The organism is Hydrogenophaga palleronii NBRC 102513 (genome assembly GCF_001571225.1).
Lineage (GTDB): Bacteria > Pseudomonadota > Gammaproteobacteria > Burkholderiales > Burkholderiaceae_C > Hydrogenophaga > Hydrogenophaga palleronii.
The window spans coordinates 20955-34369 of record NZ_BCTJ01000026.1 but is presented as its reverse complement, the minus strand read 5'-3'; the positions used below and the strand labels follow the sequence as shown (position 1 = coordinate 34369).

Here is a 13415-nt window from a genome sequence, read left to right as displayed (position 1 = left end):
CCTCTCCCGCTGCCGTGCAGATCAACATGCGCGGCATCGTCAAACGCTTCGGCCCGGTGCAGGTGCTGCACGGTGTGGACCTGGCGCTGCAGCCCGGCCGCATCTACGGGCTGCTGGGTGAAAACGGCGCCGGCAAATCGACGCTGATGAAGATCCTCTCGGGCTACGAACAAGCGAGCGCAGGCAGCATCGAAGTGAACGGCCGCGTGGTCGCGTTCGACGGCCCGCGCGCGGCCGAAGCCGAAGGCATCGTGCTGATCCACCAGGAGTTCAACCTGGCCGAAGACCTCACGGTGGCGCAGAACATCTTTCTGGGCCATGAGCAGCGGCGCGGCTGGTGGCTGGCCGACGACGACATGCGCGCCATCACGCGCGGTGTGCTCAACGACGTCGGCCTGCCGCAGGTGAGCCCCGACCGACGGGTGCGCGACCTCATCGTGGCCGAGCGCCAGCTGGTGGAGATCGCCAAGGCCCTGTCGCGCCAGGCCCGGGTGCTGGTGATGGACGAACCCACCGCCACGCTCACCCCGGGCGAGACCGGCCGCCTGTTCCAGCTGATGGAGCGCCTGCAGGACGATGGCGTGGCCATCGTGTTCATCTCACACAAGCTGGACGAAGTCGAACGCATCACGGACGAGGTGGTGGTGATGCGCGACGGCCGCCTGGTCGCGCAGCAGCCCACCTCCACGCTGACCCGTTCGCAGATGGCCAACCTCATGGTGGGCCGCGAACTGGCCGACCTGTACCCGCCCCACGCCGAAGTGCCGGGCGGCGCGCCGGTGCTGCTCTCGGTGCGCGGCCTGAGCGTGCCCGGCTGGGCGCAGGACGTGAGCTTCGAGGTGCGCGCGGGCGAGGTGTTCGGCTTTGCCGGCCTGGTGGGCGCGGGCCGCACCGAACTGTTTGAAGGCCTGCTCGGCCTGCGCGACCGTTCGGCCGAGGCGGTGAACATCGCCGGCCACGAGGGCCTGCCGGAATCGCCGCGCGCCGCCGCCAACGCCGGGCTGACCTACCTGAGCGAAGACCGCAAGGGACGCGGCCTGCACGTGCACTTCGGCCTGCGCCAGAACCTCACGCTGATGGCGCTGCAGCGCCACGCCAAGCCCTGGCTGAATCCGGCCAGCGAAGAGGCGGCGCTGAAGCAGGCGGTGAGCGATTTCGGCATCCGCGCCGGCGCCCTGTCGGTGCAGGCCGGCTCGCTCTCGGGCGGCAACCAGCAGAAGCTGGCGCTGGCCAAAGTGCTGCACCCCGGCCCGCGTGTGCTGGTGCTGGACGAACCCACGCGCGGCGTGGACATTGGCGCCAAACGCGAGATCTACGCGCTGATCCGCCGCCTGGCCGACGAAGGCCGCGCGGTGGTGGTGATCTCTTCGGAGCTCATGGAACTCATCGGCCTGTGTCACCGCGTCGCGGTGATGCGCGGCGGCCGCCTTCAGGCCACGCTGTCGGCCAAAGACCTCAACGAACAGGAGATCATCGCCCATGCAACCGGAACCCACTGATTCGGTCCGCCCCCCCGCTGCGCGCCGCGTGCTGCGCCTGCCCGCTGTCGGGCCCCTGCTCGGGCTGGTGCTGCTGTGTGTCATCGGCACACTGCTCAACAGCGAATTCGCCACCGCCGACAACGCGATGAACGTGCTCACGCGAACCGCCTTCATCGGCATCATCGCGGTCGGCATGGCCTTCGTGATCATCTCGGGCGGCATCGACCTCTCGGTCGGCTCCATGGCCGCGCTGATTGCGGGCGTGACCATCCTGCTCATGAACAAGCTGGCCCCGCTCGGCTGGCCGCCGGTGGTGGTGGTGATGGTCGGCATGTCCACGGCGGTGCTGCTGGGCGCGCTGTTCGGGCTGGCGCACGGCCTGCTCATCACGCGCGGGCGCATCGAGCCCTTCATCGTCACGCTGGGCACGCTCGGCATCTACCGCGCCTACCTGACCTACTTCGCCGACGGCGGCGCGCTCGCGCTCGACAACGAACTGGCCGACGTCTACGGCCCGGTCTACTACGGCAGCGTGCTCGGCATTCCGCTGCCGGTCGTGGTGTTCCTGCTGGTGGCGGTGGGCGGCGCCGTGCTGCTCAACCGCACGGCCTTCGGCCGCTACGTGCAGGCCATCGGGTCCAACGAACAGGTGGCGCGTTACGCCGCCGTGGACGTGGACCGCACCAAGGTGCTGACCTACGCCCTGCTCGGCGTCTGCGTGGGCATCGCCACCCTGCTGTACGTGCCGCGCCTGGGCTCGGCCTCGCCCACCACCGGCCTGCTGTGGGAGCTCGAAGCGATTGCGGCGGTGATCGTCGGCGGCACCGCGCTGCGCGGCGGCGCCGGCAGCATCGGCGGCACCGTGGTGGGCGCCATCCTGCTCTCGGTCATCAGCAACATCCTCAACCTCACCAGCATCATCAGCGTGTACCTCAACGCTGCCGTGCAGGGTTTCGTGATCATCGCCGTGGCATTCATGCAGCGGCGGCGTCCCTGAAGGCGCGCCCCACAAGCCTTCTGATTCTCTCTTTCCCTGTCAGCACAAACCATTGGAGACAAGCACCATGAAATACCGTACCCGTCTGCTCGCACTGGCCGCCGTTGCGGCACTCGGCCTGGCCAACCCGCTGCTGGCCCAGGCCCAGAACAAGGTCAACCTCGGTGTCGCCATTCCGGCCGCCACCCACAGCTTCGCCGCCGGCCTGGTGTACTGGGCCAACGAAGCCAAGAAGGAACTGGAGAAGGACCACCCGGGCATCAAGGTCACCGTCAAGACCGCCAGCGGCGCGCCCGAACAGGCCAACCAGCTGCAGGACCTGGTGACCGCAACCAAGATCGACTCGCTGGTGATCCTGCCCTTCGAATCCGCGGCGCTCACACGCCCGGTGGCACAGGCCAAGGCCAAGGGCGTGTACGTGACGGTGGTTGACCGCGGCCTCACCGACACCAGTGCGCAAGACGCCTATGTGTCCGGCGACAACACCGCCTTCGGCAAGATCCCGGCCGAGTACCTCGCCAAGGCCCTCAACGGCAAGGGCAACATCGTGGCGCTGCGCGGCATCCCGACCACGCTCGACAACGAGCGCATGGACGCCTTCAACGCGGTCATGAAGAACCACCCGGGCATCAAGCTGCTCGACGCCAAACACGGCAACTGGAACCGCGACGACGCCTTCAAGGTGATGCAGGACTACCTGACGCGCTTCAAGGAGATCGACGCCGTGTGGGCGGCCGACGACGACATGGCTTTCGGCGTGCTGCGCGCGATCGAACAGGCCAAACGCAAGGACATCAAGATCGTCTTCGGCGGCGCTGGTGCCAAGGCCATGGTGAAGACGCTGATGGACGGCAGCAACCCGCTGATCCAGGCCAACGTGTCCTACTCGCCCAAGTTCCTCTACGACGCCATCAAGCTCACTGCACTGGCGCGCATGAAGGGCGAGAAGCTGCCGGCCAACACCATCGTGCCTTCGGTGCTGATCACCAAAGAGAACGCGAAGGACTTCTACTTCCCCAACTCGCCTTTCTGAGGCCCCCCGCGGCGCTGCGCGCCACCCCCCTGAAGGGGGGCGACACCTTGGACCGGCGGAGCCGGCTCCTCGGTGTCTCTGGTTGAGGCCTCGCGTGCGTTGCGCTGCTGGATGGAAGCACCGGGTTTGTCAGGAGTACCCACATGAAAACAATTCAAGGCCCCGGAATCTTCCTGGCCCAGTTCATCGGCATGGCCGCCCCGTTCAACTCGCTCGACGGCCTGGCCGGCTGGGCCGCATCGCTCGGTTACCAGGGGCTTCAGATTCCCACCTCCGACCCGGCGATCTTCGACCTGGAGCGCGCCGCGAGCAGCGACGCCTATTGCGACGAGGTGAAGGGCAAGCTGGCCGCGCGCGGCCTGCAGATCACCGAACTCTCGACCCACCTGCAAGGCCAGCTGCTCTGCGTGCACCCTGCCTACGACCTGCAGTTCGACGCCTTCGCCGCACCCCAGGTGCGCGGCAACCCGGCCGCCCGCACCGCCTGGGCACACGAGCAACTGCTGCTGGCCGCAAAGGCCTCGAAGCGCCTGGGCCTGAAGGCCCACGCCTCGTTCTCCGGCGCCCTGGCCTGGCCCTACCTCTACCCCTGGCCGCAGCGCCCACCCGGTCTGGTGGAAGCGGCGTTTGCCGAGCTGGCGAAACGCTGGCGCCCGGTGCTCGACGCCTTCGACGACGCGGGCGTGGACGTCTGCTACGAACTGCACCCGGGTGAAGACCTGCACGACGGCGTGACCTTCGAGCGTTTTCTCGACGCCGTTGACCAGCACCCGCGCGCCAACATCCTCTACGACCCCAGCCACTTCGTGCTGCAGCAGCTCGACTACCTGGCCTTCATCGACCACTACCACGAGCGCATCCGCGCCTTCCACGTGAAGGACGCCGAGTTCCGCCCGAACGGCAAACAGGGCGTGTACGGCGGTTTCTCGAACTGGATCGACCGCGCCGGCCGCTTCCGCTCGCTCGGCGACGGCCAGGTGGACTTCAAGGCCATCTTCTCCAGACTCGCACAACACGACTACGCCGGCTGGGCCGTGCTGGAGTGGGAGTGCTGCATCAAACACCCGGAAGACGGTGCGCGCGAAGGCGCGGCCTTCATCCGCGAACACATCATCCGCGTGGCCGACCGGGCCTTTGACGACTTCGCCGCCAGCGCCGCCGACCCCACCACCCTGTCCAGCCTGCTGGGCCTGAACCGAGGTACCGCATGAGAGCCCAACCCGATCCCCAAAGCGCCACACGCCGCATCCGGCTGGGCATGGTCGGCGGTGGCGACGGCAGCTTCATCGGCGCGGCGCACCGCATCGCGGCGCGCATCGACGACCAGTTCGAACTGGTGGCGGGCGCGCTGTCGTCCTCACCCGAACGCGCGCACGCCAGCGCGGTGAAGCTGCACATCAACCCCGAGCGCAGCTACGCCAGCTACGAGGCCATGGCGCAGGCCGAGGCGCAGCGCAACGACGGCATCGACGCGGTCGTGGTCGTCACGCCCAACCACCTGCACGTGCCGGTGGCGCGCGCGTTCGCCGAACGCGGCATCCACGTCATCTGCGACAAGCCGCTGGCCACCTCGCTGGCCGATGCCCAGGCCCTGGCGCAGGTGGTGCAGGCGCACGGCCTGCTGTTCCTGCTCACCCACACCTACGCCGGTTACCCCATGGTGCGCCAGGCGCGTGAACTGGTGCAGGCCGGCGAGCTGGGTGAACTGCGCATCGTGCAGGTGGAATACGCGCAGGACTGGCTGGGCGAGCCGGTGGAGCAACAAGGCAACAAGCAGGCCGAGTGGCGCGCCGACCCGCAACGCGCCGGCCCCGCCGGGGCGCTGGGCGACATCGGCACCCACGCCTACCAGCTGGCGCGCTTCGTGAGCGGCCTGCAGGTGCAGGAGCTCTCGGCCGATCTCAGCACCTTCGTGCCGGGCCGCACGCTGGACGACCACGTGCAGGCCATGCTGCGCTTTGAAGGCGGCGCGCGCGGCATGTTGTGGGCCAGCCAGGTTGCCAGCGGCGCCTGCAACGCGCTGCGGCTGCGGGTGTATGGCACACGCGGTTCGCTGCATTTTGACCAGGAGCAACCGGAACAACTCTGGTTCGCCCCGCAGGGCCAGCCGGCGCGCCTGCTGCGCCGCGGCATGGCGCCTCACTCGGTTTCGCTGGCCAGCGAAAGCCGCATTCCGGCCGGCCACCCCGAGGGTTACTTTGAAGCCTTCGCCACGCTGTACCGCGACTTCGCCCGCGCCTGGCGCGGTGGCGAGAGCGGCCTGATGCCGGGCCTGCGGGACGGGCTGGACGGCATGCGCTTCATCGAAGCCGTGCTCGACAGCCACCGGCAGAACGCGCGCTGGGTGACGCTCTGACGACCTGACGCGCCGACTCAGCCCGGTTGACCGAGCCGCTCCAGCAAGGCCATGGCCGCCGCCGGGGCGCGCTCCTTGGCGCCGCTGATGAAGTACATGAACACGTCGCGCGGCTGCGCGGCGGTCTGGCCGGGGTCTTCAACCCGTGGCACGTCGGCCGGTTCGCCGCCGCCGGCCCAGTTGCGTGCAGCATCGGCCCAGCGGTCCAGCGCCTTCGGTGGGTAACCGGTCTTGAAGCGGGGTTCGGTGCGCATCAGGCGGGCGTAGACGAAGTCGCCCGTGAGGTCGGCGAAGGACGGGTAGCCGTCAGAGTCGGTGAACACCGTCGCACAACGGTAGCGGCGCGCCAGCGCCAGGTAGGCCGGGTCCATGAAGCTCTGATGCCGCACGTCCAGCGCATGGCGCAAAGGCAGGCCATCCACCTCGGCCGGCAGCAATTTCAGAAAGGCCTCGAAGTCGATCGGGTCGAACACCTTGGTGGGCGCGAACTGCCACACCAGCGGCCCGAGCTTGGGGCCGAGCCCACTCAGGCCACTGCCGACAAAACGCTGGACCGAATCACCCGCCTCCGCCAGCACCCGGCGGTTGGTGGTGAAGCGGTTGGCCTTGAGCGAGAACACGAAGCCTTCGGGCGTTTCATCGCGCCACTTCGCAAAGGTGGGTGGCTTGAAGGTGCTGTAGTAGGTGCCGTTGACCTCGATGGCGCTCAGCCGCTCGCTGGCGTAGGCCAGCTCCTTGCTGTGTGCCAGCCCCTTGGGATAGAAGTTGTCGCGCCAGGGCTCGTAGGTCCAGCCGCCGACGCCCGAGCGGATCGCGCCCGCTGAAGCCACTGCCTTGCCCTTGGCCATGTCGGTCTCCTGTGGATAGGGTCTGACACTCTAACGCCGGCTGTCCGGGTGTGGGCCATACAAAGGCTCACATCAGGGCACACACCAGGGCGAATAAGCTACGGCCTTTCCCAACACGCACCCGCCACCGACATGAAAGACTTTCTGCCCATCGAGGCGCATCCGTTTCTTGACGCCATCACCATCGGCCTGCAGATCGCCTTGATCATCTTCATCGCCCTGCTGCTGCGCTCCGTGCTGCACCGCCTCATTGGCCGGATCGGGCAGGAAAAGCAGTTGCCGCTGGAGCTCGTGGTGGGCGGGCGGCGCATCGTCACCTTCCTGCTGCTGGGCTTTGCGCTGCTGCTGGCGCTGGACCGCGTGGGCATTTCGGGCGCAGTCATCTGGACCGGGTTCACCGGCTTCGTCACGGTCGGCGCCATCGCGTTCTTCGCCGCGTGGAGCGTGCTCTCCAACATCTTCTGCGCCGTGCTCATCTTCACCTCGCGCCCGTTCGGCCTGCACGACCGCATCGAGATTCTGGAGAACGGCGACAAGCCCGGCCTGGGTGGCGAGGTGATGGACATCAACCTCATCTACACCACGCTGAAGGAAAACACCGCGGAGGGCGAAGAGCCCTCCTACCTGCGTGTGCCCAACAGCCTGTTCTTCCAGCGCACCACACGCCTGCGCACGCGTGCGTCGGCGGTGCGCTCGCTGCTGGGCTGATTGCCTGGGGCGTTCTGTCCGGCGGACAGTGCAGCAACACCGGCGGTGCCTCAGTACAATCCTCGACCCGCAACCTCATCAAACCCCATGCAGTACTCCCTCTCGCACCACAAGCTCAAACTCATCCTGGCCGCCCAGGGCCTGAAGACCGGCGACGCCGGCGGCATCGACCAGTTGTTCGGTGGCAAGGACGGGTACTACTGGTACGGCACCGTGCGCGACATGTGCCCGGAAGGCAAGACGCTGGCCTGGGAGAACCAGTACGCCATGGTCGCGGCGATCCAGGCGCACGAAAACGCCACCGCCGAAGAAGACGAGATGAAGCCGCAAGTGCCCAGCGCCGCCAACATCGCCGCGCTCTCCAAGCTGCTGGGCGACCCGATCTGATCTTCCGAGCGCAGGCCGCCCGACACGGACGGCGCTGCGTCAGCCCGGTGCCGGCACCGCGCGCCAGGCGCGCGCGCCGCCGTTCACCGTGCCCTGCAACTGGCGCTCGCTCCATTGGCCGGTGTAGCTTTCACCACCGGCGGTGAATCGGATCTGCGTGCCGTGCATGCGCGCCTCGCTGACCGGTAGCAGCTGGCCACCACGGCGCAGCGTGCCCTCCAGCATCTGGAAGCGCTGCTGCAGCGCCAGCTCCGCACCGTCCCCCAGACGCCAGTTCCCTGCCACCTGGGCCGGCACGGTCCATCGGTAGGCTTGGCAGTAGGTGCTGCAGTCGGACGTCACTTCCTCCGTGGCGTCGGGGCTCCATTCGTCCATGTCGAACGAGTTGGACACGATGCGCGTGCCCGGTTTCATGGCCAGCAGGATCGGGCGCAGGCGCAGGTTCAGCTCCGGCAGCAGGAACATGGTGACCACCGTGGCGTTGGAGAAGTCGGACTCGAAGAGGTCGGCCTTTTCAAAGTGCGTGCGCGCCGCCACGCCCTCGGCCGCCGCGGTGCGGATGGACAGCGCCACCAGGTCCGGGTTGTATTCGATGCCGCGCGCGGTGGCGCCGCGTTTGGCGGCGGTGATCACCAGCCGGCCGTCGCCCGAACCCAGGTCCACCAGGTGGTCGTCCGGTTTGAGCTCGGCCATCTCCAGCATGCGGTCCACCAGGCTTTGTGAAGTTGGCAGCCAGATCACGTCCTTGCCGGCCTGGCCGGCCGAGGGCACGTAGCCGGGGTCGTTGGCGGCAGATGCGGCCGCGGCCGGCTGTGCCCGCGCGGGCGCAGCGGCGATGGCCGTGCACAAGGCGAGGGTGGCCACGAGAGCAGTGCGCTTGAGGGTCATGGTGGGTCTCCTGGTGTGTGGGGTGGATGGAAGACGGCCGCATCGGGTGCGGCCAGCGCGTGTGTCGGTGGCTGCGCGGCAGCTTGTCGGGGCTGGCGCCACAGCCAGAGCACCGGCACGCCCGCCAGCAGCACCGCCAGGCCGACCAGCGCGGAGGCGCCGGTGTGCACCACGCTGGCGTACAGCATGTAGAGGCTGGCGAGGCAGAAGGCGGCGGGCGTGAGCGGATACAGCGGCACCTTGAAAGGCAGCTCGCGGCCAGGCAGGCGCCAGCGCAACACGAACAGCGACAGGCTGACCATGAACAGGAACAACCAGAACACCGGCGCGGTGTAGTCCACCATCGCCTTGAAGCCGTCGCGCGTGATCGCCCCCATGCCGATCAGCGCCAGTGCCAGCACGGCCTGCACGATCTGTCCGTTGGCGGGTGTGCGGCCGCGGCCGTTCCAGACCCCGAGCCAGCGCAGCGCGGGCACGTCGCGCCCCAGTGCGTAAAACACGCGCGCCCCGGTGAAGATGCTGGCGTTCAGGGTCGAGATCGCAGCCACCACGATGGCCAGCGTGACGAGGATCTCACCCGAAGGCCCCGCCGCCAGGCGCATCATGTCGGCGGCCACCGCGTCCGATGCGCGCAGGCCGTCGAGCCCGAGAACGGACAACAAGGCCATATTGGCCAGCACGTACAAGGTGACCAGCAGGGCCGTGCCCATGGTCAGCACCTTGGCCATGTTGCGCGGCGCGTCCTTGAGCTCACCACCGAGGTAAGCGGTGTCGTTCCAGCCGCCGTAGGTCAGCAGCACGAAGATCATCGCCACGCCCAGCGCAGCGGCCTGCTCGGAAGGCGGCAGCGGCGGTGCCGCGGCCACGCCCGGCTCGGCCGTGCCCAGAAAGCCGAACACGATGATGGCCAGCATGGCGGCGACCTGGATCAGCGTGACCACGATCTGCAGGTTCTTTCCGGCGGCGGTGCCGGCGATGTTGACCGCCGTGAGCACCAGCACCGCCAGTGCCGCGTACAGCGCCGGTCCGTGCGGGCCGAGCGGCACCACCTGCGCCAGGTAGTCGCCGAGCAGGAACGCCACCAGGGCGATGGAGCCGGTCTGGATCACGGTGCAACGCGCCCAGCCGAACAGCATGGCCAGCGGGCGGCCATAGGCGCGCGAAAGGAAGTGGTACTCGCCGCCCGCGTGCGGGTGCGCAGCACACAGCTCGGCATAACAAAGCGCGCCGATCAGCGTGACCAGGCCACCCAGCACCCAGACCAGGATGAACATCCACTCGGAGTCCACGCCGCTGGCCACGATGGAGGGCGTGCGGAAGATGCCGATGCCCACCACCAGCCCCACCATGATCACGACCGCATCGAAAACCGACAGCTGTGCCTGTGGTTCAGACCGACGCGAATCGGCCATGCCATGTCCTTCGGGGTTGCACCGGCTTGTCTCCTGGGTTGTCGTTCTTGTGCAGAAAAGGCTTCTGCGTATGGAACGCCCAGGTGCAGCAGAGTTCCCCTGGTGTGAGCGCAGGCCGCCTCAGTCCAGCGGCCAGGGCAGTTTCTGGTTGCCCGGCGGCGGCGCTCCGTCCTGCGATGGTGGCGCCGGTTCGGCCGTGCCCGGCACGCGCCACCAGGGCATCACCGGCCGCAGCGCCAGCGGCTCCACCGTTTCACTCTTTTGCAACTGCTTCACCTGCCAGTGTCAGGACTTCGGTTCGGCGGGCGGTGTGGTGTCCACCTTGCCGTCCTTCACCGGCAGCGTGGCGCCGGGTTTGAAGGAGGTGCGCACGGTGCCCTGCTGGCCGTCCAGGCGGTAGGTAACGCTGTAGCCGCTGAGCTTCTGCGACTTCTCGTTCACGGTCTTGCAACGGCGCTCGGTGGTGGTGGTCACATCCTTGCGCTGCATGTTCTTCTGCACCTGGTTGCCGGCATACCCCCCGGCGGCTGCGCCGGCCACGGTGGCCAGGGTCTTGCCGCTGCCACCACCCACGGCGCTGCCCAGCAGGCCACCGGCCACACCGCCGATCACCGTGCCGGCGATGCGGTTCTGGTCCTTCACCGGCGCCTGGTGTTGCACGGCCACGTTCTCGCATTGTTCGCGCGGCGTCACCACGGTCTCCATGACCTCTTTCACCGCCACGACGTCGGCCACCTGGGGCTTCATCAAGGTGTTGTAGCCCGTCACGCTGGCGGCGCTGATCACCACCATGGCAAGACCGCCGACCGCCACGCCCTTCATCATTGACTTGTCCATCTGTGTTTCCTTTCTTTGCACAACATCACGCCCTGCAATCTAGGCCTGTGGCGGCGGATGCTTGTGACAAAGCGTGTGTCGGCCTACACTCCACAGCGCTCCGGGGTGCACGTAAGGCGTGCTGAGATGGCGGACTTGACCGCCGGAACCGCGAACTTGATCTGGTTAGTACCAGCGTAAGAAGAGCTGCAGTGCCTGTGTTGGCCGGCGTGCGCCCCGTGGTGGGGTGCGTGCCTGCGTCCATATCGGTGCGATGCGGAGCAATCCATCCTCAACCCCAGGAGATTGCCCGCATGAACGCCCCCGACCCCCACGCCCCGCTGGCCCACGCACTGCTCGCGCAGAGCCGCGAACCCTTCCCCGCTTCCCGCAAGATCCACGTGCCCGGCCAGACGCCCGGTGTGCAGGTGCCGATGCGCGAGATCGCGCTCACCAACGGCGAGCGTGTCGTGGTCTACGACACCTCGGGCCCCTACTCGGAGCCAACGGCGGCCATCGACGTCACCCGCGGCCTGCCCGGTGTGCGCAGTGCGTGGATCGAAGCGCGTGGCGACAGCGAAACCTATGCCGGCCGCGCCCGCCAGGCGCTGGACGACGGTGTGAAGAACGAGGCGCGCCAGAACGAGACCACCATCGAACGCATCGAGGCGCTGCGCGCCCAGGCCGCCGGCCTGCAGCGCACACCGCGGCGCGCGAAGGCGGGCATGAACGTCACGCAGATGCACTACGCGCGGCACGGCATCGTCACGCCCGAGATGGAGTACGTGGCGATCCGCGAGAACGGCAAGCGCGAATGGATGGCCGAGTACCTGGGTGACGCCGCGCGCGAAACCCGCCTGCGTGGCAACGGCATGGGCGCGCACCTGCCGGAACGCATCACGCCCGAGTTCGTGCGCGACGAGGTGGCGCGTGGGCGCGCCATCATTCCCGCCAACATCAACCACCCCGAGGTCGAGCCGATGGCCATCGGGCGCAATTTCCTGGTGAAGGTCAACGCCAACATCGGCAACTCGGCCGTCACCTCCAGCATCGAGGAAGAGGTGGACAAGCTGGTGTGGGCGATCCGCTGGGGTGCCGACAACGTGATGGACCTCTCCACCGGCCGCAACATCCACACCACGCGCGACTGGATCGTGCGCAACTCGCCGGTGCCCATCGGCACGGTGCCGATCTACCAGGCGCTGGAGAAGGTGGGCGGCGTGGCCGAAGACCTGACGTGGGCGATCTACCGCGACACGCTGATCGAACAGGCCGAGCAAGGCGTGGACTACTTCACCATCCACGCCGGCGTGCGCCTGCCCTTCATCCACCTCACGGCCAACCGGCGCACCGGCATCGTCTCGCGCGGCGGCTCCATCATGGCCAAGTGGTGCATCACGCACCACCAAGAGAGTTTTCTCTACACGCACTTCGACGAGATCTGCGAAATCATGAAGGCCTACGACGTGAGCTTCTCGCTCGGCGACGGCCTGCGCCCGGGCAGCGCGTCCGACGCCAACGACGAAGCCCAGTTCGCCGAACTCAAGACCCTGGGCGAGCTGACGCAGATCGCCTGGAAGCACGACGTGCAGACCATGATCGAAGGCCCGGGCCATGTGCCCATGCACATGATCCAGGCCAACATGGACGAGCAGATCAAGCACTGCCACGAAGCGCCGTTCTACACCCTGGGCCCGCTCACCATCGACATCGCACCGGGCTACGACCACATTGCCTCGGCCATCGGCGCGGCCATGATCGGCTGGATGGGCACGGCCATGCTGTGTTACGTGACGCCGAAGGAACACCTGGGCCTGCCCGACCGCGACGACGTGAAGCAGGGCCTGATCGCCTACAAGATCGCGGCCCACGCGGCCAACATCGCCAAGGGCCACCCGGGTGCCCGCGCGCGCGACGACGCCATGAGCAAGGCGCGCTTCGAGTTCCGCTGGCACGACCAGTTCAACCTCGGCCTGGACCCGGACACCGCGCGCGATTTCCACGACGAAACCCTGCCCAAGGACAGCAGCAAGGAAGCGCACTTCTGCAGCATGTGCGGCCCCAAGTTCTGCTCCATGAAGATCACGCAGGACGTGCGCGACTACGCGGCGCAGCAGGGCCTGAGCGAGCAGGAGGCGCTGGCGCAGGGCATGGCCGGCAAGTCGGCCGAGTTCAAGGCCGCGGGGGGTGAGTTCTACGTGCCGGTGTCATCGATTCCGCTCAAGGCCAGCACCTAAACTCGCCACCATGACCGACAACGACCTGCCTCCCCTGAACCCCACCCCACCCGGCCTGTACCGCCACTACAAGGGCGGCTGGTACGAGGTGCTGGACACCGTGCGCTGCAGCGAGACCCTGCAGGGCATGACGCTGTACCGTGCGCTGTACGGCGGCTGGGGCTTGTGGGTGCGGCCGGCGTTGATGTTCGCCGAGGTGGGTGAGTTCGAAGGCCGCTCGCAGCCGCGCTTCACGCGGCACGAACCGGCGCA

The 13415-nt window shown here is 67.8% G+C and carries 13 protein-coding genes, 1 pseudogene and 1 riboswitch; of the genes and pseudogenes, 9 read left to right on the top strand and 5 right to left on the bottom strand.

Annotated features, from left to right (window positions below; translation table 11 throughout):
• Positions 1-26 precede the first annotated feature (26 nt).
• From HPA01S_RS16640 to HPA01S_RS16620, 5 genes are all read left to right on the top strand, one after another.
• Positions 27-1499, top strand: coding sequence for a sugar ABC transporter ATP-binding protein (locus tag HPA01S_RS16640; protein ID WP_066271910.1), 1473 nt, complete (start codon positions 27-29; stop codon positions 1497-1499).
• Positions 1480-2478 carry an ABC transporter permease gene (locus HPA01S_RS16635; RefSeq protein ID WP_084360755.1) on the top strand — a complete coding sequence of 333 codons (999 nt, stop codon included), beginning with the start codon at positions 1480-1482 and terminating at the stop codon, positions 2476-2478. The genes HPA01S_RS16640 and HPA01S_RS16635 overlap by 20 nt, the downstream gene beginning before the upstream one ends.
• A 67-nt stretch (positions 2479-2545) precedes the next feature.
• The gene (locus tag HPA01S_RS16630) at positions 2546-3511 is read left to right on the top strand and encodes a substrate-binding domain-containing protein (protein WP_066271889.1); all 966 of its coding nucleotides are present in this window, start codon (positions 2546-2548) and stop codon (positions 3509-3511) included.
• A gap of 143 nt (positions 3512-3654) precedes the next feature.
• Positions 3655-4722, top strand: a complete 1068-nt coding sequence (locus HPA01S_RS16625; RefSeq protein WP_066271888.1) for a sugar phosphate isomerase/epimerase family protein — start codon at positions 3655-3657, stop codon at positions 4720-4722.
• The gene (locus HPA01S_RS16620; RefSeq protein ID WP_066271887.1) at positions 4719-5867 is read left to right on the top strand and encodes a Gfo/Idh/MocA family protein; all 1149 of its coding nucleotides are present in this window, start codon (positions 4719-4721) and stop codon (positions 5865-5867) included. The genes HPA01S_RS16625 and HPA01S_RS16620 overlap by 4 nt, the downstream gene beginning before the upstream one ends.
• Before the next feature lie 17 nt (positions 5868-5884).
• On the opposite strand, the gene HPA01S_RS16615 is transcribed toward HPA01S_RS16620, so the two are convergent.
• On the bottom strand, positions 5885-6715 hold the full coding sequence (locus HPA01S_RS16615) for a DUF72 domain-containing protein (RefSeq protein ID WP_066271886.1): 831 nt from the start codon (positions 6713-6715) through the stop codon (positions 5885-5887).
• Positions 6716-6847: 132 nt separating this feature from the next.
• Between HPA01S_RS16615 and HPA01S_RS16610 the strand changes: the two genes are divergently transcribed.
• Together HPA01S_RS16610 and HPA01S_RS16605 are read left to right on the top strand one after the other, a co-directional pair.
• The gene (locus HPA01S_RS16610) at positions 6848-7423 is read left to right on the top strand and encodes a mechanosensitive ion channel family protein (protein ID WP_066271885.1); all 576 of its coding nucleotides are present in this window, start codon (positions 6848-6850) and stop codon (positions 7421-7423) included.
• A gap of 87 nt (positions 7424-7510) precedes the next feature.
• Positions 7511-7810: a hypothetical protein gene (locus HPA01S_RS16605; protein ID WP_066271884.1), complete on the top strand. Its 300-nt coding sequence runs from the start codon at positions 7511-7513 to the stop codon at positions 7808-7810.
• A gap of 39 nt (positions 7811-7849) precedes the next feature.
• Here the strand turns inward: HPA01S_RS16605 and HPA01S_RS16600 are convergent, their stop codons facing one another.
• The 4 genes from HPA01S_RS16600 to HPA01S_RS16590 all read right to left on the bottom strand — a co-directional run bounded on the left by HPA01S_RS16600 (position 7850) and on the right by HPA01S_RS16590 (position 10947).
• Positions 7850-8698 carry a methyltransferase domain-containing protein gene (locus tag HPA01S_RS16600; protein WP_066271883.1) on the bottom strand — a complete coding sequence of 283 codons (849 nt, stop codon included), beginning with the start codon at positions 8696-8698 and terminating at the stop codon, positions 7850-7852.
• Positions 8695-10110 carry an APC family permease gene (locus tag HPA01S_RS16595; protein WP_084360754.1) on the bottom strand — a complete coding sequence of 472 codons (1416 nt, stop codon included), beginning with the start codon at positions 10108-10110 and terminating at the stop codon, positions 8695-8697. The genes HPA01S_RS16600 and HPA01S_RS16595 overlap by 4 nt, the downstream gene beginning before the upstream one ends.
• A 120-nt stretch (positions 10111-10230) precedes the next feature.
• On the bottom strand, positions 10231-10377 hold the full coding sequence (locus HPA01S_RS23195) for a hypothetical protein (RefSeq protein WP_157085072.1): 147 nt from the start codon (positions 10375-10377) through the stop codon (positions 10231-10233).
• An 18-nt stretch (positions 10378-10395) separates the two neighbouring features.
• Positions 10396-10947: a glycine zipper 2TM domain-containing protein gene (locus HPA01S_RS16590; protein ID WP_066271882.1), complete on the bottom strand. Its 552-nt coding sequence runs from the start codon at positions 10945-10947 to the stop codon at positions 10396-10398.
• 91 nt (positions 10948-11038) lie between these two features.
• Positions 11039-11147, top strand: a riboswitch (TPP riboswitch).
• A 93-nt stretch (positions 11148-11240) separates the two neighbouring features.
• Here HPA01S_RS16590 and thiC point away from each other — a divergent pair.
• Positions 11241-13163 carry a phosphomethylpyrimidine synthase ThiC gene (thiC, locus tag HPA01S_RS16585; protein ID WP_066271881.1) on the top strand — a complete coding sequence of 641 codons (1923 nt, stop codon included), beginning with the start codon at positions 11241-11243 and terminating at the stop codon, positions 13161-13163.
• A gap of 10 nt (positions 13164-13173) precedes the next feature.
• A pseudogene (locus HPA01S_RS23595) lies at positions 13174-13401 on the top strand (DUF1653 domain-containing protein); the annotation flags it as partial.
• Positions 13402-13415: the final 14 nt, after the last annotated feature.